This is a genomic window from Bacillus salitolerans (assembly GCF_042680805.1).
Lineage (GTDB): Bacteria > Bacillota > Bacilli > Bacillales > SA4 > Bacillus_CJ > Bacillus_CJ salitolerans.
The window spans coordinates 41,952-63,746 of sequence record NZ_JBHUEM010000020.1 but is presented as its reverse complement, the minus strand read 5'-3'; the positions used below and the strand labels follow the sequence as shown (position 1 = coordinate 63,746).

At 36.0% G+C, this 21,795-nt stretch carries 20 protein-coding genes and 1 riboswitch; of the genes, 7 read left to right on the top strand and 13 right to left on the bottom strand.

The annotated features are described in order from the left end of the window. Window positions 1-132: 132 nt before the first annotated feature. The 5 genes from ACFSCX_RS11925 to ACFSCX_RS11905 all read right to left on the bottom strand — a co-directional run bounded on the left by ACFSCX_RS11925 (window position 133) and on the right by ACFSCX_RS11905 (window position 5,452). Window positions 133-723: a hypothetical protein gene (locus ACFSCX_RS11925; protein WP_377928463.1), complete on the bottom strand. Its 591-nt coding sequence runs from the start codon at window positions 721-723 to the stop codon at window positions 133-135. 156 nt (window positions 724-879) lie between these two features. Continuing rightward, complete coding sequence (locus tag ACFSCX_RS11920) at window positions 880-1,218, bottom strand: nuclear transport factor 2 family protein (RefSeq protein WP_377928462.1); 339 nt, start codon at window positions 1,216-1,218, stop codon at window positions 880-882. Between the two features lie 122 nt (window positions 1,219-1,340). Continuing rightward, window positions 1,341-1,550, bottom strand: coding sequence for a hypothetical protein (locus tag ACFSCX_RS11915; protein WP_377928461.1), 210 nt, complete (start codon window positions 1,548-1,550; stop codon window positions 1,341-1,343). 306 nt (window positions 1,551-1,856) lie between these two features. Then, on the bottom strand, window positions 1,857-2,744 hold the full coding sequence (locus ACFSCX_RS11910) for an MYG1 family protein (protein ID WP_377928460.1): 888 nt from the start codon (window positions 2,742-2,744) through the stop codon (window positions 1,857-1,859). A 236-nt stretch (window positions 2,745-2,980) separates the two neighbouring features. Beyond that, window positions 2,981-5,452, bottom strand: coding sequence for a U32 family peptidase (locus ACFSCX_RS11905; RefSeq protein ID WP_377928788.1), 2,472 nt, complete (start codon window positions 5,450-5,452; stop codon window positions 2,981-2,983). A 193-nt stretch (window positions 5,453-5,645) separates the two neighbouring features. Here ACFSCX_RS11905 and ACFSCX_RS11900 point away from each other — a divergent pair, with 193 nt between their 5' ends. Then, window positions 5,646-5,900, top strand: coding sequence for a transcriptional regulator SplA domain-containing protein (locus tag ACFSCX_RS11900; protein WP_377928459.1), 255 nt, complete (start codon window positions 5,646-5,648; stop codon window positions 5,898-5,900). 46 nt (window positions 5,901-5,946) lie between these two features. Here the strand turns inward: ACFSCX_RS11900 and ACFSCX_RS11895 are convergent, their stop codons facing one another. Continuing rightward, the gene (locus ACFSCX_RS11895) at window positions 5,947-6,267 is read right to left on the bottom strand and encodes a hypothetical protein (protein WP_377928458.1); all 321 of its coding nucleotides are present in this window, start codon (window positions 6,265-6,267) and stop codon (window positions 5,947-5,949) included. Between the two features lie 345 nt (window positions 6,268-6,612). On the opposite strand from ACFSCX_RS11895, the gene ACFSCX_RS11890 reads away from it, so the two are divergent. From ACFSCX_RS11890 to pepF, 3 genes are all read left to right on the top strand, one after another. Next, the gene (locus tag ACFSCX_RS11890; RefSeq protein ID WP_377928457.1) at window positions 6,613-7,233 is read left to right on the top strand and encodes an SIMPL domain-containing protein; all 621 of its coding nucleotides are present in this window, start codon (window positions 6,613-6,615) and stop codon (window positions 7,231-7,233) included. An 81-nt stretch (window positions 7,234-7,314) separates the two neighbouring features. Beyond that, complete coding sequence (locus tag ACFSCX_RS11885) at window positions 7,315-9,426, top strand: metallophosphoesterase family protein (protein WP_377928456.1); 2,112 nt, start codon at window positions 7,315-7,317, stop codon at window positions 9,424-9,426. 124 nt (window positions 9,427-9,550) lie between these two features. Further along, window positions 9,551-11,362, top strand: a complete 1,812-nt coding sequence (gene pepF, locus ACFSCX_RS11880; RefSeq protein ID WP_377928455.1) for an oligoendopeptidase F — start codon at window positions 9,551-9,553, stop codon at window positions 11,360-11,362. A 319-nt stretch (window positions 11,363-11,681) separates the two neighbouring features. On the opposite strand, the gene ACFSCX_RS11875 is transcribed toward pepF, so the two are convergent. The 6 genes from ACFSCX_RS11875 to ACFSCX_RS11850 form a co-directional block, all read right to left on the bottom strand. Beyond that, window positions 11,682-11,882, bottom strand: coding sequence for a cold-inducible protein YdjO-related protein (locus ACFSCX_RS11875; RefSeq protein WP_377928454.1), 201 nt, complete (start codon window positions 11,880-11,882; stop codon window positions 11,682-11,684). 75 nt (window positions 11,883-11,957) lie between these two features. After that, a complete protein-coding gene (locus ACFSCX_RS11870) occupies window positions 11,958-12,158 on the bottom strand; it encodes a cold-shock protein (RefSeq protein WP_377928453.1) in 201 nt (66 codons plus the stop codon). Window positions 12,159-12,447: 289 nt separating this feature from the next. Next, entirely contained in the window at window positions 12,448-13,134 is a 687-nt protein-coding gene (locus tag ACFSCX_RS11865; protein ID WP_377928452.1) for a DUF421 domain-containing protein, read from the bottom strand. Between the two features lie 550 nt (window positions 13,135-13,684). Beyond that, window positions 13,685-15,622, bottom strand: coding sequence for an endonuclease MutS2 (locus tag ACFSCX_RS11860; protein ID WP_377928451.1), 1,938 nt, complete (start codon window positions 15,620-15,622; stop codon window positions 13,685-13,687). Window positions 15,623-16,203: 581 nt separating this feature from the next. Continuing rightward, window positions 16,204-16,431, bottom strand: coding sequence for a spore germination protein (locus ACFSCX_RS11855; RefSeq protein WP_377928450.1), 228 nt, complete (start codon window positions 16,429-16,431; stop codon window positions 16,204-16,206). Between the two features lie 58 nt (window positions 16,432-16,489). Then, complete coding sequence (locus tag ACFSCX_RS11850) at window positions 16,490-17,809, bottom strand: TrkH family potassium uptake protein (protein ID WP_377928449.1); 1,320 nt, start codon at window positions 17,807-17,809, stop codon at window positions 16,490-16,492. A gap of 96 nt (window positions 17,810-17,905) precedes the next feature. Further along, window positions 17,906-18,049: riboswitch (cyclic di-AMP (ydaO/yuaA leader) on the bottom strand. A gap of 215 nt (window positions 18,050-18,264) precedes the next feature. On the opposite strand from ACFSCX_RS11850, the gene ACFSCX_RS11845 reads away from it, so the two are divergent. The 3 genes from ACFSCX_RS11845 (at window position 18,265) to ACFSCX_RS11835 (ending at window position 19,257) form a co-directional block, all read left to right on the top strand. Continuing rightward, on the top strand, window positions 18,265-18,387 hold the full coding sequence (locus ACFSCX_RS11845) for a hypothetical protein (protein ID WP_377928448.1): 123 nt from the start codon (window positions 18,265-18,267) through the stop codon (window positions 18,385-18,387). A gap of 129 nt (window positions 18,388-18,516) precedes the next feature. Beyond that, window positions 18,517-18,969 carry a cupredoxin domain-containing protein gene (locus tag ACFSCX_RS11840; protein ID WP_377928447.1) on the top strand — a complete coding sequence of 151 codons (453 nt, stop codon included), beginning with the start codon at window positions 18,517-18,519 and terminating at the stop codon, window positions 18,967-18,969. A gap of 105 nt (window positions 18,970-19,074) precedes the next feature. Further along, window positions 19,075-19,257 carry a hypothetical protein gene (locus tag ACFSCX_RS11835; protein ID WP_377928446.1) on the top strand — a complete coding sequence of 61 codons (183 nt, stop codon included), beginning with the start codon at window positions 19,075-19,077 and terminating at the stop codon, window positions 19,255-19,257. Between the two features lie 241 nt (window positions 19,258-19,498). On the opposite strand, the gene helD is transcribed toward ACFSCX_RS11835, so the two are convergent. Next, window positions 19,499-21,781, bottom strand: a complete 2,283-nt coding sequence (gene helD, locus ACFSCX_RS11830) for an RNA polymerase recycling motor HelD (RefSeq protein ID WP_377928445.1) — start codon at window positions 21,779-21,781, stop codon at window positions 19,499-19,501. Window positions 21,782-21,795 lie beyond the last annotated feature (14 nt).

Genomic DNA, 21,795 nt, shown 5'->3' with positions numbered 1-21,795 from the left:
GAGCAAATGAAAGTCCGCTATAGCACCCTGATACACGCTTAAAGCTTTCAAGAATCCATTGATTAGACTTGTATATTTCATTTCGAAATAGAAAAAAGTAAGCGATATATCTCGCTTACTTTTATAATTCTATTATTTCATTGCATTTGCATAACTAGGAGCAGGAAGATCTTCTCCTACAAAGATAGCACCCATTTTTTCTTCGAAAGCTGTAAAATGAGCATTTGCAGTTTCAGCATCATCAATATTAGCTTCTAGCGCTTCATAAAATTTAGCTAATTCATCAAGAGCTGCAGTTATGTCAGCCTCGTAAGCTTCTAATTCAGAAGGTACTGCATAAGTACGAATTTCTTCTGCAGAAGCAGCAGCAATTCCTTGAGCAGCAGCTTTTGCTTCATCAATAGCTGTTTGTAATTCAGCTAAATCTTCTGCCGTTGGCTTATCCTCTTCAGCAACTTCAGCATCTGTTTGAGAGGCTACAGCTGCGTCATAAGCTGCAACAGCAGCATTATACGCTAAATAAGTTTGATACTCATCCTTAAAGTTATCAATGATTGTTAAGTGAAAGTTTACAAGTGATGCCTTTGTATCAACAACTGGAGTTTCTTCTTTCACATCAGCTTCTTTTGCAGCATCCGGTTGATCTGCCGTATTATCTTCAGCAGCACAAGCAGCTAAAAACAATGAGCTTGATAAAATACCTGCAACTAATAATTTTTTCATAATTGATCCCATCCCTAATACTTTATATTTGTTTTGTAACAGTTTGTAACAGCAATTGTTATTTTATTACCAAAAAGGAATAATGTAAACACATTTTCACATATTCGATATACTCTAAAATTTCTAATAATTTACATTTTTCAATAAAAATATGTATTATTTGATAAACCAAACATTGATAATATGAGTTTCTGACACTTCATACATCGCTACGGCTTCTACCTCCACACCGTTCGTTCTGCCAGTTACATGCTCATGATCAATCACGATATTTCCCTTTACAACACGTGATAATAATTTTGCATGCTGATTCGGATTTGTTCTAAATAGCTCTGCGTATCTATCTTCCATTTCCTTAATTCCCTTATACATAATCTTTTGAGTAGGAAACTCTCTTACAAGGACATCTTCATGATAAACAGCCATAAAATTCTTAATATCCCCATTGTTATAGGCATCAAGTTGCATCTGAGCAAGTTCAGTTGGTGTATACATATATTAATCTCCTCTTTTCCTTTTAACGATGAATGAAAGCATCCTCTAAATCTTTTTTCTACTAATAATTATTCAATTCGTAAAACATTGAATGGAGTTCCTCTTCTCATTGTAGAAATCTTTTATGTATTCTTTGTATATTCCTTAATAGTGCTGCGCCAAAATGCTTGAGCTGGGTAATTATTCTCAATCTGGTTGAATTGCCATTTGCCACTGTATAAGTCAAACGTCATAAGTGCCGCTTTCTTACCAAGACCTTTACCTTTATATTTTTGTAAAATGAAAAACTGGTCAATACGGAAATCATACACTTTGTTAATAGCCTTCTCCACAATTGAAAATCCAATCCATTTTTATCAAAATAAATAAAATATGGATAATATTGAGGATTCGAAAAATAGTTATCAATATCCTTAAAACCAAAGCGTCCATCTTTGTTAACATCTATATCTAAATATGGACTAAAATCGTATACATAATATTCAAATAGTTATAACAGAATCTCTTTCTGATCTACGTTAATCTTTACTTATTTCAACATGTTAATCCCTCATTAATTATGGTAAGTATAGCTGAAAATTTAATGCTAATATTAACTATTTTCTCCTACTAAAAGATATCGGTAACCTCCTCCTCTTCTAATCTTTTTGAGCATTTATGGCTAGTTGTGCCATTTTCAAAATACTCTCTTTCGTCTTTGCACCAGCAATAAATCTAGCAGGATGAGCGAATATGGCATCCTTTATACCGATCAATTCATTTAATTCTTCTGCACGTAAACCTGCCCATTCTTTAGGGAGATCTTTTCTTGCTTCAAATGTATTTTGATGTAAAGGTACTACTTGTATTAAGTAACCTTTTCGGATATCTTGATAGATCACGAATTGTACCTCTTTAGTTGTGTCAATCTTTAATAGTGCCTGTAGCCATGGGCAATGTGTTTTTAAAAACAATATTTCTTTTTGTTGTCTATTTAGATAGGCTTCTTTTATCAATTGTTCAGCTGCTATTACAGATTTTTGTTCTTCGATTAGGTTAAGGAAGGACGTTCTAGCAAAGGTAACTGCTTTAAAAAACTGTTCATTTTCATCCTCCTCTTTATCCCATCTAGGATTAAAACGATGGATGTCTGATGGGAGCTCGGGTACTAACACCTCACGGTTGAATCGAACACCATTGTCAACGGCATCAAGTCCTTGCATGTATTGTTCATCTAAATAAAAAAAGAGATTATCGACAGCATGAGGAGGGACACCTTTACGGATTAATAACTCTTTCCCAAAGTCTCTCCATATGAGTCCCGCTGCTGCATATGGCATACCATTTTCACGATATTCTTTGTTATTTGTATGGTGGTCATATTTTCCACCACCAACATCAAAAACAAGGTCACAGGTTAATAATTCTTCTTCATTCCTTGATCTTACTAATTGTAATGGTCCAAATAGTTCCTCTAATATAATATAGGCCACTACATCATCAGCATGGAAAGTGCCATTATGTGTTCCAACTTTTTTTATTTGCATCATATCTCTCCTTTACTCTCGTTACGCCCATCTGGCGAATGAATCCCTTGAAAAATAAAGAGGAGAGGGATTCCTCTCCTCTTCTATTTTTTTATCCCGTTCCAACTGGCGCTAAGCCCCCCACTTCAAAACTTTAGATGAATCGAGAAGTTTAAGTGGGGATAAGCGCCAGTTGGAACCCGATGGTTCAACTAACAATCAGTGGGGGATGAGGAAAACGCCCACTGATTGAAGTTTCACTTTATTAATTGGCCTCTTGTAACTCCAAGTTGATTTGTTGCTTTCAAAGATCGCCATACACTAGTACCGCTTCGATTACCTTGCAAAGCTTCTCGGTAAAGTGATAGAACTTCTTTTACCTTCTCACCATTTTCTTCTAAAAATTCTACACGAAACGTTTTCACACCTTGTTCTAAGAAGTGAGTTATATATTCCGCTCCTGACTGTTCGATAGCGTTGTACACCGTATTTCGACACCCTATATCAACTCGAACAGGATGCGACATCCCAATGCGGTCTTGAAGAGATACACGATGTTTTTCACATGGACGACCACAGTTTGTGAAATCAGTACCCTCACTAAGGAAGGTACAATATACACAGTGCTCGGTATGGAACATAGGTAAGTGTTGATGAATCACAAGTTCAATTTTTTCTGTTGGGGCTTGCTCTAATAAATCCATCATTTGTTGAATATTTAAATCATAAGACGGCGTTACTCTCTCTAATCCTCTATCCAAAAACAGATCAACGGCTAGTGAATTCGCAATATTTAATGAAAAGTCCCCGATCAATGAAATCCCGATGTTTTTTTGTTCTGTGAAATACTGCACTGCCCCTAAGCTCCTCACTAAAATTGCATCAGGCATTGCGCGTAGCATACCTTTCAATATCCCATTTTCGCCAGGCATATGAATACGTGGAGTTGCGAGTGCAATAGGTTTTCCAAATGATCTTGCCATATCAACTGCTTTTGGATAATCGGTAGTAAATTCAAAATCAGCATATATATATTCCACATCAGTCAAACAAGCGGCTCGTATTTGCTCAAGTGAACGACAAAGTGCAATTAATTGAGGGTGATCATTATTTTTCTTTTTATATATCGGCTGTGGTAATAAAATCTGATTTTTTGTGTACTTTTTAGGTGTTTCTCGCATTTCAACTAAGCGATCGACTGCTACCCTTCTCATTCGATTAAGCTCTTTAACAGGTAGAATAACATCTCCGCCAAAATAAGCTTCAATAGAAGTTAGCTCGAATATACTTCCACCCATTCTTCCCCATTGTTCCTGTAAGTAATCAATTGTTAACGGCCTCTTTATTGCATGTTCTAGCTCGGTTAATGAATCAATTGTTACAGAATTCCCAGTCATAGAATCTGTCCAAATGGATACAAGCTTTGATCCTATTTTGCCCGTTGCTTTCACTTGAACAGGGGACAACCTATAAGCTTGTTCACCGTCGAAAGTTTTTTGTAAACGTCTTTCAAGCTCTTGATCACTTGTTTTCCAAATTCGATCGCCTACTCTTACTTTTGTTAAATTCACATCATGCCTTCCTGGTACAATCTCTATCACACCTATTTTTACTTCACCTTCAACCTTACTACCTTTTTTTCGAAGATCATATACTCTCCCGCCCTCTTCTTTTTCTTCCGGACGACCAGCATCAAATACGATTCCATCTCCTCGTTTTAAGGGAGCTTCAAGCTCACATACAACCGCATCCCTTAAAACCTCTTTTACAGACCCTAAGTACACCCCCCTGCTTTTAGGAAACGTACCATCTAACAGCTCTTTATTGTTTGTTCCTTTCAAGAATCCATAAGTGAATCCACGGCTAAAGCTTTGTTGTAATTCTCGAATATCTTCTTTGGTTGGGCTGTATTCTCTTCCTGCCATATATTCGTCAATTGCTTTTCTATATTTACTTACAACATTCGCGACATACTCAGGAGACTTTAAACGACCTTCAATCTTAAATGAGAAAACACCCGCTTCGATGAGTTCTGGAACTAGCTCAATTGCCGCTAAGTCTTTTGGAGATAGAAGATAAGCAATATTTCCCATCTCTTTTCTCTCACCATCTACCATTAAATCATAAGGAAGCCTGCATGCTTGAGCACATTCTCCTCGATTGGCCGATCTCCCTCCCCACATCTCAGAAGTGAGACACTGACCTGAATAGGAAACACAAAGCGCACCATGAACAAATACTTCCAGCGGCGTTGTCGTCTTTTCTGCAATCGTCTTGATTTGATTGAGATTATTTTCCCTTCCTAGAACAACTACTTCAATATCATAAGGTTCAATAAACTGAACAGCCTCAGGTGATGTAACAGTCATTTGTGTAGAACCGTGAATTGGAAAATCGGGTGAAAGCTTCCTTATCAAATTCACTAAACCTAGATCCTGAACAATTAATGCATCTACACCTGCATTCATACATGCTTCAACAAGCATCTTAGCATCCTCTAGTTCATTCTCAAATACCAATATATTAAACGTGACATATCCACGCACATTGTATTTATGCAAATATTTCATAACGGCGGGCAGTTCATCCATCATAAAGTTTTTGGCACGGACTCTGGCATTAAATTTCTCAACGCCGAAGAATACAGCGTCAGCGCCATTTGCAACAGCCGCTCTAAGGCATTCCCAATTTCCAACAGGTGCTAATAGTTCAACATCACCTTTTCTTATACTTCTCAACTTGTTCAGCCCTTCCTACTCTTTACTTCTAAACTCTCTTATTTTACTTCAATTATTGGCTTAATCGCAATATGGCAAAAACTTAATGGGTCTTTCCAAACGGAAAAATTTTTTATAACAAATTGTGACATAAGATAACACTAAATAACAAAAAATAGTATTATTTCATGTATGGAGGTTAATTATGGACACTATCGACCCTAAAGACTTAAAGGCAGGTAATAACGTATATGTTATCTACAACAATCCACATACTCCATCTGTTTCAAATGTAAAGCAGGCTGAAATTGTACAACATCCACATGATCCAAATGCTTTAGCTCTGTTTCTTCATGAGACGTTCCATGTAATTGAAGATGATGATGCTTTCTTTGCGACAGAAGCTGCAGCAGAAGCTGCGTATCAAGATTTATTTGATGATCAACCACCACTTATGTAAATAAGAGGATTGACCAAGTTTGGGCAATCCTCTTCTTCACTATGCTTTATATTTGCCTTTCAAACAGAACGTTGCGGCTGTTGAATTTCGTAATTAATTTCAGCAAGAGTCCACTTAGCACTAATAAGACAATCCCTATGATAAGTAAAATAAGAGGGTTTAGAATTAGAAAACCTGTAGCTTGACCAACAAACAATGCAATAATCGGTAAAATAACGAGACCACCGATTTGCTGAGCTTCTTGAAAGCTTTTGGCACGGGCTGAAACTAGAACCTCTACTAGAATCGTAAAAATGGTAATGATAGGTGCTATCCAAAAGACTAAGAATAACCAATTCGTACCCGGAAATATAAAGCCTTGAAACATTGGATAGGTTAAGAATGTTGTGATGATTCCAAAAATAATAAAACTTCCAAATGTAAGAATAATAGTCGGGAAACATTCTTTGATACGATAACAGTCATAGTCATCTTCGTTTCAATCCTCTACACTGTAATTTCTACTTGCTTATTACCTTCTGAATCTACTACCTGCTTCAATAGCCATTTCGACACTGACTGAATAAATTGGGAATCTAAAGGATGGGATAGTGGGTTCTTGTAAATTTTCTATCAAAAAATGGTAAAATCTTCATTTTTTTCATTTCTTGTGGATTCAAACAAGAAACTCTGCATATGTATAGGTATCTTTTCCTTGAAGGGTTGGATGTAAATGGATTACAAAGCTCCCAAAATAAAAGTAATGGGTACAGGTATTCAAACAGTTGTTCCTACTCAAGGGGTTATAACATTAGGTGTCGTCACAGATGGTAAATCATTAAGCACTATACAACAGGAAAATTCCCTTAGCACAAGTCGGGTTATACAATCATTATTACAACTTGGAGTTGAAAAGAATGATATTCAAACTACACAATATCGGGTTGATCCCATTTATGAATACAATGAGAATCAACCTCTACTTCTTGGATATAAAGTGACACACTTATTACAAGTAAAAATTAGTGACTTAAAAAATGTGGGTATCATTATAGATACAGCTGTTCAAAATGGAGTCAATTCAGTATCTGATTTACGATTTGAAGTTCTAAATAGAGACGCTATTTATAATAGAGCACTGCAAAAAGCGTTTCTTCAGGCTAAACAAAAGGCATTCGATTTGTCAAGAGTAATGGGCGTTAACATACACCCCACTCCTATCTCTATCACTGAAAACTATCAAGAAGTAATAAGACCCACCCCATATGCAGTATCGCTTGCAGAAACAACACCTATAATGCCTGGTCAACAAGAAATTACCGCCAATATTCATGTTGAATTTTTGTATACTTGAACGTTGCGCTAAACTGGTGAAAATTAACTGCCCATCCCTAAAATAGACTATAGAAAATCTCTTTTATGCGGAGGCGTTACAATGAATCTCCCTACAATCTTGTCTGGACCCATCGTAAGAAGAGTAGATGAGACTTCCGTCTGTATATGGATTGCTACTAGCAAACCGTTCCGACTTGGGGCTGAATTATATTCTATAAGAAAAAGTCATAATATATGTAACTATTATTCAATAGATATTCAGTGTACTTCAGAGACTATCCGTTGCGGAAATAGACTATATATCTATTTACTAGAAATAATTCCAACAATTGGTACCTTTCCTACAAATTGTTTGCTCGGGTATAATTTAACCTTTCAGAATGAAGCTTCAACGTTAGATTTATATAGCTTTGGACTACTTGAGCAGTCTAATCCATTTTCCATTGTTTATGGTAATTTAAAATACCCAACCTTCATTATTTCCAAAGGCCAGAAGTCAAATATCCTTTATGGGTCTTGCCGAAAGCAACACGGCGAAGGAGATGATGCATTAGTTAGTGGGGATATTGTATTAGAAGAAGAATTTGATAATTTGAACAAAAGACCTCACTCGTTATTTTTATTAGGAGATCAAATTTACGCTGATGATATTTCTGATCCTATGTTCCCAATCATTTCGGAAGTAGCGAATGCACTAATCCCACTAGACGAGAATCTTTCGGTCTTAGATATACGGTTAGAAGCTGGATCCTTACAAAAATCAATGAACCAAATCCATGGAAGACAATTTATCATGAATGAACTATGTAGATTTACTTCAGGAGAAGCCTATAACCATCTTATAAAATTTAGTGAGTTTTCAGCCTTGTATTTATTATCTTTTAGTCCAGAGTTATGGAAATGGTTACAAGATCACCGTTTATTTTATTCATTTGATGAACATGTCCGAACAAATAATATTCATTTTGTTTTTCCAAATGAAGAGCCCTTCGTTTCTAAACACAAGCAAGAGAAAGCTCAAGCTAGAGACCGGTATGAGAGACAATGGCGAGCTATTCAGGAATCTCTTTATACTCTACCAAGGATTCGTAGGTTGTTAGCAAACGTTTCTACTTACATGATATTCGATGATCATGATATTACTGATGATTGGAACATTTCATATAACTGGAAGCAGAGCGTTTGGGAATCACCACTTGGGAGGCATGTAGTTGCAAATGGATTAACAGCCTATTGGTTGTTTCAAGGATGGGGAAATTCCCCAAAGACCTTTCAATCGTCATTTAAATACAAGTTAAAAAGATATTTGAAAACATTTTCAATAAAATCAACAGCATACTCTGATTGGCTTAATTGTCTATGGGATTTCAAACAGTGGCACTTTGTCGCTCCGACTGAACCTAAGACACTATTTCTAGATACGAGAACACGTAGAGGCTATGATTTCGAGGCAAAACCTATTAAGCTAGGAAAATTATTTGAAGAAAAGTCTTATCCACCACAGCTAATATGTCCAGCTGAATGGGAAGCTTTGACCCAATCTCTTATTGATAGCAACTGGGAACAACAAACACCACTTGTAATAGCCTCTCCAACCCCGTTATATGGTATTGGATTATTAGAATCATTTCTAAACTCTTATGTATTTCCTCTTAGAGCTCTTGGTTTACAGGTTCACCAAACCTTTGATATGGAAGCATGGAAGCTTAATGGGAAAGGGTTCTCTCATTTTTTATATTCACTATTTAACTTGAATCCATCCTATTGTTTCATACTTTCTGGTGATGTCCACAATGCTCATGCAGTAAAGGCATCTGTTCAATTAGAAAATGGTGAGAAGTTAAAAGTTGTTCAATTCACAAGTAGTCCTCTAAAAAATATGAGTTTCACAGGCATATGGGGTTATCTTCTAAAGCTTTCCATATCGATTAATTCTTTAAAAAGAAAGAATAAAGCTATCTATCGATTTTCACCTGATAATCATTCAATTTTCTACAGTCGAGGTAATCATGAGGCACCCCATTCCTGGAAGGAAACTATTAATTATATCCCACTCCTAAACGGATCTATTATTCACACAACCAACAATTTAGGTCTACTTACTATAAATGAAGATACTGTTCAGAACCATTTGTTAACCTATGATCGATTAATAGCGAATACGCTATCTTTTAAGGATGTTCGATTGAGTAAGGGGACGCCTATTAAATAGGCGGCCTGCTTATTTTCAAAAAATTATAATAATTATAGTCAAGTGTAGATGTTTCAGTTATAATTTATTTAGACTCACGAAATAAATCATCTATCTATTTTTTATTTAAGGAGAGTGCGTCAAAATGGAAAACACTGTTGTTAAAAGACCCCATCGTTCGGAAGTAAATGTAGATTTAACATGGAAATTGGAGGACCTCTTTCCTACCTATTCAGCTTTTGAAGAGGCATTAGAATCGATCTTGCTAGAAATACCTACTGTAACTAAATACAAAGGACGCCTTAAAAACAGTCCTGAAAATCTGTTCGATTGCTTAGTCGCTCAAGAAGACCTTCAGGAGAAGCTGATTCGACTGTCAACGTATGCTAATTTACGAATTTCTGGTGATGGAACTGATCCAACTAACCAAGCTGATACATCTCGTGTAGGCTCATTACTCTCAAAAGTTGGCGCTTCATTATCATTTATTAATTCTGAAATACTGGATCTTCCTGATGGAACCGTTGAACAATATTTCAATGAAAAAAAGGAACTTCATACATATAAAAAAGTAATACATGATATCCTTATTACAAAGCCACATCAGCTTCATCCAGAAACAGAAGAGGCTTTAGCTGCATTAGGTGAAGTTCATGGTGCTCCATACACTATCTATTCTAGAAGTAAATCTTCGGATATGCAATTTGACGCAATCCAAGATGCAAATGGTCATGAATTGCCGTTATCATTTGCCTTATTTGAAGATCGATATGAGCTATCTCCGAAGACAGAAGTAAGACGGAAAGCCTATGATTCATTTGTGGCTACTTTACGGAACTATAAAAATACGTTTGCCGCTACGTATGCCACCGAAATCAAAAAGCAAGTAACACTTTCTAGACTTCGTCAATACGATTCAGTTACTCAAATGCTGCTACAACCACAGCAAGTCACAGAAGAGATGTATCATAATCAACTAGATGTGATTTTACAAGAGCTTTCTCCCCATATGCAACGTTTTGCAAGATTAAAGAAGAAAGTTTTAGGTCTTGATACGTTAAAATTTTGTGATTTAAAAGCACCACTTGATCCGGACTTTAATCCAAAGACCACATATGAAGAAGCTTCAAAGCTTATTATTGATTCTCTTCAAGTAATGGGACCAGAGTATGTCGATATTATGAAGAAAGGATTAACCGAACGGTGGGTAGATTTGCCTGACAATATCGGTAAAGCTACTGGTGCTTTTTGTGCCTCACCTTATGGATCACATCCATTTATTTTAATTACGTGGACAGACACAATGAGAGGTGCCTTCATTCTTGCTCATGAACTAGGTCATGCTGGCCATTTCTATCTAGCCAATAAGCATCAAAGCCTTTTGAATACAAGACCATCCACTTATTTCGTAGAAGCTCCATCAACCATGAACGAATTGTTACTTGGCCAACATATTTTGTCTAACACAACAGATAAACGCATGAGGCGTTGGGTCGTGCTACAATTCTTAGGTACGTACTATCATAATTTTGTTACTCATTTATTAGAAGGTGAGCTTCAGCGCAGAGTGTATGACCTAGCTGAGAACGGTAAACCAATTACAGCAACTACATTATGTGAACAAAAAGCAGATGTATTAAAAACGTTCTGGGGTGATACGGTGGATATTGATGAAGGAGCATCTTTAACGTGGATGCGACAGCCTCATTACTATATGGGTCTATATCCATATACCTATTCAGCAGGACTAACCGTCTCAACAGCTGTTGCGCAATTAATCAAAGAAGAAGGTCAACCAGCCGTTGATCGCTGGTTAGAAGTCCTTAAATCTGGTGGAACAATGACACCACTTGATTTAATTAAACACGCAGGTCTTGATATGTCAGAACCCGACGCGATTAGAAAAGCTGTTACATTTGTTGGCTCATTAATTGATGAGTTAGAACAAAGTTTTTAAAATATATCTGGATTTAAGCCATCAAAGCTGAATAAATTTCTCAATTGGAAAAGCACCTTTCTTAATGAAAGGTGCTTTATTAAAGCAAAGGTTTCGTTGTCATTTAATTATAACAATGATCATCTCATAAGTTGTTACATGTAATTCTAAAACAATGAAAGCCCTACCTCTCCTCCATCCTTGTGACTCCTAGGCCACGCCAGTGAGAATTAGAAAAAAACAGACAAATTTTACAAACATAATTAACAGTAGTATGAAAGAATTTTAGGAATAAAGAAATAAAAAGAATTCTGCGGATCAAAATGAGAAGAGCTAAATATTATTCAGCGACTGAGTGGTTATGAATGATTTGAAGCTCTTTCGATGTCATTTCCATTTCACTATTGCACATCGGGCATTTAGTTGCGTCTTTACTCTTGAAGTTATCACGAACCCAACAATTACATGAATCTGATGTACACACCCAGATTTTTGTATCTGCCATTTTAATTTCTTCAACATTTTTTTTACCAAACACCATACTTTTTGCCCCCTATATAGGATAGAATTTGAAAGCTAACCCAGCATTCTTGTTAGCTTTCATCCTCACCTTTTATTATAGTTTTACAACGTTTGCTGCTTGTGGTCCTCTATTTCCTTCAGTTACTTCAAATTCAACTTGTTGACCTTCGTCAAGAGATTTAAAGCCTTCTCCAGTGATCGCAGAGAAATGTACAAATACGTCTGCTTCTCCTTGAACTTCGATAAATCCGAATCCTTTTTCTGCATTAAACCATTTAACTGTACCTGTTTTCATGTTGAAAACCTCCACTTTAAATATAATATGCTATTTTTTAACAAAAAAAATTCACATATTATAAAAAGTACCAAATAAGATGATCACTTTTTATAATATGTGAATGACTAATAAGGTAGAATTTATAAACTATACTACTTACTATATCCTACTTTCAAAATAATGTCAATAACAAAACGCTATAGAACCGCCCTGCGCTAAGATGCGAGAACTAAAATCACAACGTGTTGTAGCTCGCCTGGTTGACCAACATTCTGTAAATCATAACCAAGAACACGTCAGCTCTTGGTTACTGTAAGTATTGAGGAGGCTCCTCATGATGACCCTTATCTCGAACTTCTTCAAACAAACTATTTTGAATTGGTTGGTTCGGATTGGTTTGCGTATTTGGAGGATTAGGATTCGTGCTTTGGTTTTGTTTTGGATTCGCTTTAAATACTACTTTTGTTTGTGGAAGCTTTAGTTCAATTTCTTGTCTTAGCTGTTGAATTTGGTCTAGTATATACTGAATATCTTCTTTGGTCGCATTTTGTTTGTTTTGTTTCAATATGAAACCTAATTTTCCACTAGGCTCAAGTGTGGCATATTGAACATCACTAATATTCGTTACATTGTTTTGACGAAGCTGAATTTCTAATTGATCGACTGTCATTCTTAGTTTAAGCATATTTTTTTCTTGGATTACCCCATTATCAATTAGAAGCTTTGATTTTCCAGAGACAAATGATTCAAAAAAATCAAATTTGACTTGACCATATTCTATTACGACTAATGTTGCTACTAAAGCGATACCAACCACTAAAGTTGCCCATACATTCCGACCAACAATTGGTTGAACTAGCAATGATCCAATACCAACCATAATGACAACCTGTGCAAGTGTCATTTGTGATATTGATTTTCTTCCTGCAAATCTGAGTATTAACGTCCCCCCTATTACGATTACAACTGCTTTCCAGAGAAGACTCCAATCCATAATCATCCCTCTTTTCTAAAGTTAATTCCATTTCATAATAGAACCTTCTATTTATACCTATAACGTTTCTCAATGTGAACAATTGTATTCCAAATAAACAAGAAGAACGGTTATCGCTTCTGCTATCCTATTTCTTATTGCGAGAAAGGGACTCCCATTCCGGACTAGTTTTGGATGTGCTGGCATCTCTAGTTTAATGTGCGAAAGGGCTGTAGCAGCCATAAGCAAAGATTAAACTTCCTCTTCAACTTAATTCACCTGCATGGGTTTCCCGTCAGCCGTTCTTTGAAGGAGTCTCGCCTCTTTCACTCAAGCTAAAAAATATACGGTATTTCCTAAAAATTGTACAATTTCATATTCATTTTTTGGGGGGTTCTTGTAAAATTTTCCTCCTAAGCTTCTCTACTAGTTTTGTAAAGTCAACTTGGCTGTTATCTTATATTTTTTTAGACTTTGGTAATTTATCATCAAGATTTTATTAACAACTATTGTAATTTTTTCAGCAACTATGACAACTCTTTCAGCAACTTTTCGTCCTCTTTTTTACTCGTTATTTTTCCCTTTCAATAGTAAGTCCTTCAACATGGCCTTTGTTTAACAATTTGTCTTTTTTTCTATTGTCTTTAGATTCAAATACTATATCCATCTCATATTCTTCAGGGTACAGTTCTTCCGCCTTTATATAGAGTTCAAGTCGTTTTTGATTGATTATCTTTTTTACTCCCTTAATGACGACTATTACATTTCCATCTTTGTCTTCTGGCTTGTATACAATTCCATACTCATTCATGAAAGGTATCTTCACATTATCCCCCACGTTAAATTTGGATTCGGTGTGCTGAGTTAGTCTCTTTTCTTTCATAAGATGCTTCTGTTTTCGTATGTGTTTGTTATTAAAGCCTAGCTGTTTATTTAATTGATGAATACTATAAGTAGTTTCTTCATCATAATTTTTCTCTTCTTTATACGTTATGGCATGTGCCCTCTCTATAATCTTTGGGTGCATCCCTAATTTCAGTGCTATTGAGAAGGCTTGACTGGTACCGCTTTCGCCTATAATAAGGCGATAGGTTGGCCTTAATGTCTCTATGTCAAATTCCATTGATGCATTTTGAAAGCCTTCCGTTGTCATCGCATATTCTTTGATTTCACTATAATGAGTCGTTGCCAAAATCGTTGCCCCTTTTTTGTATAGTTCTTCAAGTATGGATGTTGCTAATCCCATCCCCTCTGCCGGATCAGTTCCAGAACCTAATTCATCAAGTAATACTAACGTTTGTGGTGTAGCCTTACTAAGGATATCGATGACATTTTTTATACGCGATGAAAATGTACTTAATGATTCCTCTATGCTTTGTCCATCTCCAATATCAACAAGCACTTCTTGAAAGATCGCTAATTCGCTTCCGGTTTCTACTGGAACATGCAAACCAGACATCGCCATTATCGTAAGTAATCCAACCGTTTTCATCGTAACGGTTTTCCCCCCAGTATTCGGGCCAGTTATTAGAAGTGCATCAAATTCTTCTCCGATAATGATAGTTAAAGGAATAGCCTCCTTTCCTAATAGAGGGTGTTTTGCATTTTTGAGCTTGATCGTATGGTGTTCGTTTATTCTTACTGACTGACCTTCAATCGCTAAGCTGTATTTCCCTTTAGCAAAGACTAGATCGTAGTATACAAGTGTATCAACTGCTATTTTTAATTCGTGTTCATACTTTTCGACAAGACCTGTTAAATAAAGTAATATGTTTTGTTCCTCTGCTTCTTCGTCATACTTTACATAATTGATTTCATCCTGTATGGACCCTAATTCTTCCGGTTCCATGTACACCGTGGATCCTGAGGCTGATGTATCTAGAACAACTCCATTAATTTGTTTGCGATACTCCTTTTTAATCGGTATTGCATATCGACCATTGCGTAAACTGACCACATTTTCTTGCAAATATTTATTATATTTTGATGACTTTACTACATGGTCTACCTTTTCCTTTAATCGGGTCTGAAGGATACTAATCTGCTTTCGAATCTTTAATAATTCCTTACTGGCATAATCATCAACCTGACCATTTCTAATACACCTACTGATTTCCTCCCCAAGCACGGATAAATCATGCAAGGAGTAAATAAATGTACTAATTTTAGGAGCCAAATATTCTTTATCTTTCATAAATCTCCTTAATTTATCTGCACAGTCGATTAAATTAAATATCTCCTTCAATTGATCTGGTCTTAATGCTACACCTTTGTTTATATTTTTTAGAGCGTTGCCTATCCCAGTTAAAGAAGATATCGGTATACTTGTGGTATTGGTTAACACCGCCTTTGCTTCAGTCACTTCTTCTAACCAATTCGTAATTTGGTTTTTATTTGTTGACGGGTAAAGACTTTGGATTTGTTCTTTTGCCATATCTGACATCGCATACTCAGCTAGTCTCTTTTTAATTTCGTCAAATTGTAGCGTTTGAATTGTTTTTGTATCCACTTTTCTTCCTCCTTAATATAAAGTGAAACTTCAATCAGTGGAGGTTTTCCTCATATCCACTAATTGTTAGCCCCTGCCCACACTGTGGGTCACACAGACGTTGCCACAGGAGGTGGCGACTTTAGTCTGTGTTCCTATACAGGGTTCTTACTGGCGTTTATCCCCCACTTAAACTTCTTCGAATCTTCTAAAGTTTTGAAGTGGGGATCTTAGCGCCAGTTAGAGCGGAATAAAAAAAACCGCATTGAACACTAGTTCAATGCGGTTTACATAATTTTAATAAATAGGCACTCAAAAAAGCCTATTGAACAAAAAAACTGTGCCAAATAGCACAGTGCTTTATCCCAATCAAAACTATGAAAGAATATGCATGTATGCTGTGTTCTTAACATGAATCATTTTACCTATACTTAAATAAACATCACTATATTGGATGTCTTCAAAGGAAAATTGATTCAAACGTATAAAATTACGTTTAGTTAAGAACGACTCCACTCATAAAACATACTCCTTTTAAATAATAATATTTTAATTAAATATATGGCTTTTTTTTCTAATTGTCAACTCTTCATGATAACTTTTTAAATATAAGGATTGATTTGGAATGTCTTTTGATCTGAAATGTCAGCATCATTTGTATTTGTTACACTCTTTTTATTTGACACAACCATAAAATCTCCTGTATTAAAACCACCAGATCCACTCGTTGTAAACCCACTATCGTCTGGTGAAATTCGAAATACATCTCCGACTGTAAATGTTCCACCACCAACGCTAGTAATATTTATAGAACCTACCAAAGATGGCATTTTACATGCTCCTTTTCAAAAAGTTCTTATATATTATTCATCTAACGCCGTTTTGTTCTTATCCTGCTAAAACATCTTCGCTTGGATATTTAATTTTAGCCTTTTCAGGTTTTGCTAGAGAGTAAACCATGGTTAACGGTCCTAGCTTTCCAAGAAACATAACGATAATGATTACAACTTTTCCTATTGGTGTTAAAACATAAGTAAGCCCCAATGTAAGGCCTACTGTTCCGAAGGCTGAAACAACCTCAAAAAAGATATGAAGAAGTGGTGCCTTTTCCGTTACACTTAAAATAAATATTCCAAGGACAACAAATAAAAGAGAAATGACTGTAATGGATAGAGACTTTAAAACAAATCTATCTTGAATGGATCTCCTTGCTATAACGATTTCTTCTTTCCCTTTAAGAAAGGTGATAACACTCCAAACAATAATAACAAAGGTTGTTAACTTAATTCCGCCTCCAGTAGAAGCACTCCCCGCTCCAATAAACATTAGAATAATGATTAGAAGAATACTAGGTTCATGCAAAGACGCTAGATCAATTGTATTAAAGCCCGCAGTCCGAGGAGCTACAGCCTGAAAATATGCTGCAAAGAGTTTGTCTACAAAAGTAAGACCGCCAAGTGTATTTGGATTTGTATATTCAATAATAAATAGGATGAACATGGCCACCGTATTTATAACGAGTGATCCCCACAACATGATTTTTGTATGTAAGGATAATCTCCTGAAATTTTTCTTGGAATGAATATCCATTAATACAGTGAATCCGATTCCTCCTATGATAAATAAAAAAGAAATGATAATATTGACAACTGGGTCACCGACATACCCCATTAGGTTATCTGGCCACAATCCAAACCCTGCATTGTTAAATGCTGATATTGAGTGAAAGAAGCTGTAATATAATCCTGTTCCCACACCATATTCTGGAATCCACCGTATGGCTAGAAATAACATCGCAATTAGTTCAATCGTAAAAGAGAAAATGAATAAATGCTTTACAAGATTAACAACGCCCCCTAGAGAGGTTTGATTTAATGCATGTTGAACGACGATTCTCTCTTTTATACCAATTTTTCGGCCAAGCATGATAAAGATCAGTACAGCAAAAGACATAATTCCAAGCCCGCCTAATTGAATAAGTGACACGATGACTATTTCTCCGAATAAGGTATATACAGTTCCCGTATCAAATACAACTAACCCCGTAACAGTCATTGCTGACGTTGCTGTAAAAAGAGCATCAAGCCAAGATATAGGTTCATTTGTAGCAAAGGGTAGTTTCAACAAGACTGTCCCAAGGAGAATAAAAACGCCAAAAATAAAGATTAGTAGCTGAGAGGGATTTAGTCTTACCCATTTTGTGTTCATACCATAACTCCTTTTTATAAATAGCTTTGGGCGAAAAAAAAGACCACAAGGAAATTAACCTTGTAGTCGTACTATTTTACGAAACTCAAGGTTTCTATTCTTTCTCCCTAACGCTTACGAAGTTAGCTGCCGGGTTTGGGTTTATGAGAGAACCCCACCATTAAGGTTTCACCCCATGTGACAGAATACGTCACGTTGGTTCCCCCGCTCTCATTAAATGAGATTAAGCGATATAAGAATGAGAAACTATGAGAGTACTATACTCCTCCATTGATTGACTGTAAAGTGGGGAAAATAATTGAAAAATGTTGATTATTTATTAAGAAATCCTTCTTACCAACTCACATACACGAACTCTTTCGTTTTTTCTGTTTTTAATATTTTGTTTGCAAAATTAGTCATGGGACAACACTTGATGATCGTATTGTGAGATATAGGATAATAGGAGGTGTAGCATGAAACAACTCGATTGGCAGCTTGTATTCTTTGTTGGTGCCTCTATTGTTCAAGACATGTGGATCTATATTGGTCTACCCAAAGTTTATTATTGGGATTCTACAAAGGATAAACCATTTTAATAAGTGCTTATTACTTATCACCTATCAACTTGACTAGGTGATTTTTTATTTTTTCTAAAACTGACAAGTCTAGTACCATCTAATCATATGAATAAAGAGACAAGCATACACGAAAGGGAGATGGGAATTTTGAGATTTATATTTATTAAAAGGAAATGGGTCATTATTTCCGCTATCAGTTTAACACTTATTATTTGCGGACTATTATTTTTCAGACCAAATGTTGTACCAGTAAATGTTGAGCCTTCAACTGATGAACATGAAGTTTACACCTTCCACATGGTAACTGGTGAGTTTTCAACAACTACAGAATCTGGGAAGGAAATCGAGGCGTACCGCTGGGATCCAGGGACGATTGTTGTTCCTATGGGGAAAGAAATCACTTTAACGATTCTTGGAGTAAATGGTAAAGAACATCCATTTTTTATCGAAGGAACAAATGTAAAAGGTACAGTTAAAAAAGGGGAAGAAACCGTTGTTACGATGAAGTTTTCTAAAGAGGGTACATATCGGTTAATATGCACAGCCCACCCTGATAAAGAGCATAATGGACCTATGATCGCTTATATTGTGGTAGATTAAATATGTTAAAAAGAGGGTAGATCACCCTCTTCAGGCTGTCGAGAAAGATCTCGACAGTCTTTTTTTATGTTAATAAATCTATAGGAATATTATGAGGATTGAGGTTTGAATTCTCATAATCGACATTTTGAAGTGATTTGCGGTATGAAAAGTCGAATTACAGGATTTAATCGACATTTTGAACTGGTTCGCGGAGTGAAAAATCGAATTACAGGATTTAATCGACATTTTGAACTGGTTTGCGGTGTGAAAAGTCGAATTACAGAATCTAATCGACATTTGAAGTGATTTGCAGTGTGAAAAGCCGAATAACAGAATCTAATCGACATTTTGAATTGATCGCTACATACCTTGCCAAACTTGGTTAGGATGTGTAGCGTTCTGATTTTCCGATAATAAAGTCTTAAAAAAGGGGTTAACTTTCCCCAAAATTAAAAAGCTTGTAGAGAAAATATACCCTTTCTCCTCAAGCTGAAGAGGGTAGATCACCCTCTTTTCTGGTTAATTTCATGTTTTAGCTGCAAAAAATCTATAATAATGTATACAACGGTGAATCAACCCAATCGAGTAATAGGTCTTCACGATTCTTGGCAATCAATGTTAAACGATGCAAAGGTCTTGTCATCGCAACATAAAGGAGTTTAATGTCTACATCTGTGAGAGAATATGCATCGTCTAAACTGACAACAAACACGCTATCGAATTCTAAACCTTTTGCAATATATGAGGGTGTAATAACTACTTTATCTTTCGTCATCTGCTCCGCACCAATTAGAAGGGTTACATCTATCTTGCTTAATTTAAGAAACGCTGATTCTAGTAATCTGCCTTCTCTCTCCGTTTTGGTGATAAGTGCAAATGTTTTAAAACCAGATTCCTTCTGCTCAACAATTCTTTCTGTAAGCTTTGCAATCATTTCGCTTAGATCGGATACCTGATAAAAGGATGGCTTCTCACCATGTCTTACTACAGGCTCAACGATTGGAATATCTTCCTCCATTAAAGCTAATATTTCATTAGCGACATTCATAATCTCTACCGTTGTCCGATAGCTTTTTTGCATGGTTAAATAATTTGCTCTTGGGAACACTTTATCAACTAAAACTTTCCAATTATTCATCCCGCGATAAGCATGAATACCCTGTGCTAAATCACCTACTATAGTAAACATGTCTGTTTTGAGCAGCTCCTTTAGGGCAACAAACTGAAAATAACTATAATCTTGTGCTTCATCTATAACAACGTTCCTTGCTCGTAACTCTTCATTGATCCCGTATAGATGATGCTGTAAATAGAGCAAAGATGCTAAGTCCTCGACTTCATATTCACGTTTTTGCTGAAGCTTTGCTTGGTGAGTTAAAAAAACGATTATTTCCTTTTCTGACAATATCCCATCCGCAAGCTTCTTAAAACGATCATGAATAAACATATCGTGATAATAGTCTAACAAGGCTTGTTTAGGGAATTGTTTCATATATTGATTGACTGCATTTCTTGCTTGTTTAGGAATATCTTTTAATCGATATTCCTTTTCATCCATTAGCTTTGAAACAGATTCACGTCTTCTGAGAGGCTCCTTGATCGCAAGAGCTTTGTCAATTTCATGCTCATAGTAGTGCTGCACCTTTGCAAGCATTTGTTTTTTCTTACGTTTCACATCACCTTGAAGTACCTTCTTAATCCGATCTAACCTGCGATAGTAAGGCAAGTAATGGTACTCTTTAGCAAATAACGATTTAATTTTACCTGTAGTCATTAGCCTAAACTTTTCTACTGCAAAGTCCTCTTTTGGATAGAACGTTGCCCTAAGCTCTCTTACATACCGGTCTATTAACGTTTTATATTCAAACGAACCTTTAAATTTTGAAACCCATCTCATGGTATCCGTAGCTTGTCCATTCTCTGTGACTAAAGCCATTAACTTCTTTTCTTGCGGAATTACTTTTATCTTTTTCCCAATACAATCCTGAACATATTCTATGTAGGTTGTTTGACGAATTCGATCAACACCAAGCTCTGGCAACACCTCAGATATGTAGTCAATAAATAACCGATTTGGGGCAATTACCATCATGTTTTCGGGATTAAATTCTTGGCCAAGCGTATAAATGAAATAGGAGATGCGGTGAAGGGCAATGGTTGTTTTCCCGCTTCCCGCAGCTCCTTGAACAATGATTGGTCGATTTAAATCGGCACGAATGATTTTGTTCTGTTCCGTTTGGATGGTCGAGACAATTTCATTCAGTCGATTATCCGAACTTCTTGCTAACGATTCTTGCAGCAGTTCATCATTTGTTGTTAAATCCACATCACGAAAACTAATAAGCTTTTCATTAATTTCATACTGTCGTTTTAAGGATAAATACCCTTCATATTTTCCCCCTTCTGCCTCGTACTCGACATCTCCTAATCTACCGTCATAGTATACGTTTGCAATGGGTGAGCGCCAGTCCACAATAATTGGCTGTTGTGATTCACGATCAAAAACAGAAGCTTTACCTATATAGAGTATTTCCTCTTTTAACCGGTCATTAGGTTTAAAATTTATTCTCGCAAAATAAGGTTTTGAACGAATATTTTTTAAGTTTCTTACTTCTTCTGCCGTGCGTTCCATAAATGCCGCATTCGTTAACACATTTGTGTAACTAAGACTACTATCAAGCCAATCAAGATCTTGGAACGCTTCTGTCATCTTTTCTCGGTACTGTTCTTTACTTGTTTCAGATGCGATGATGATTGTATCAATATAGTTTTTGGTAAACGTAAGACGTTCTTTTTCTAATTCAAAATCTGGGTGATTCTGTATAGACATAACGATCTCCTTTC

Excerpts from the sequence above, each read along its gene's own strand:
- ACFSCX_RS11925 (WP_377928463.1), bottom strand. The coding sequence starts at position 723 with ATGAAAAAATTATTAGTTGCAGGTATTTTATCAAGCTCATTGTTTTTA.
- ACFSCX_RS11920 (WP_377928462.1), bottom strand. The coding sequence starts at position 1,218 with ATGTATACACCAACTGAACTTGCTCAGATGCAACTTGATGCCTATAAC.
- ACFSCX_RS11910 (WP_377928460.1), bottom strand. The coding sequence starts at position 2,744 with ATGCAAATAAAAAAAGTTGGAACACATAATGGCACTTTCCATGCTGAT.
- ACFSCX_RS11900 (WP_377928459.1), top strand. The coding sequence starts at position 5,646 with ATGGACACTATCGACCCTAAAGACTTAAAGGCAGGTAATAACGTATAT.
- ACFSCX_RS11895 (WP_377928458.1), bottom strand. The coding sequence starts at position 6,267 with ATGTTTCAAGGCTTTATATTTCCGGGTACGAATTGGTTATTCTTAGTC.
- ACFSCX_RS11890 (WP_377928457.1), top strand. The coding sequence starts at position 6,613 with ATGGATTACAAAGCTCCCAAAATAAAAGTAATGGGTACAGGTATTCAA.
- ACFSCX_RS11885 (WP_377928456.1), top strand. The coding sequence starts at position 7,315 with ATGAATCTCCCTACAATCTTGTCTGGACCCATCGTAAGAAGAGTAGAT.
- pepF (WP_377928455.1), top strand. The coding sequence starts at position 9,551 with ATGGAAAACACTGTTGTTAAAAGACCCCATCGTTCGGAAGTAAATGTA.
- ACFSCX_RS11875 (WP_377928454.1), bottom strand. The coding sequence starts at position 11,882 with ATGGTGTTTGGTAAAAAAAATGTTGAAGAAATTAAAATGGCAGATACA.
- ACFSCX_RS11870 (WP_377928453.1), bottom strand. The coding sequence starts at position 12,158 with ATGAAAACAGGTACAGTTAAATGGTTTAATGCAGAAAAAGGATTCGGA.
- ACFSCX_RS11865 (WP_377928452.1), bottom strand. The coding sequence starts at position 13,134 with ATGGATTGGAGTCTTCTCTGGAAAGCAGTTGTAATCGTAATAGGGGGG.
- ACFSCX_RS11855 (WP_377928450.1), bottom strand. The coding sequence starts at position 16,431 with ATGCCATCTTTGGTAGGTTCTATAAATATTACTAGCGTTGGTGGTGGA.
- ACFSCX_RS11850 (WP_377928449.1), bottom strand. The coding sequence starts at position 17,809 with ATGAACACAAAATGGGTAAGACTAAATCCCTCTCAGCTACTAATCTTT.
- ACFSCX_RS11845 (WP_377928448.1), top strand. The coding sequence starts at position 18,265 with ATGAAACAACTCGATTGGCAGCTTGTATTCTTTGTTGGTGCCTCTATT.
- helD (WP_377928445.1), bottom strand. The coding sequence starts at position 21,781 with ATGTCTATACAGAATCACCCAGATTTTGAATTAGAAAAAGAACGTCTT.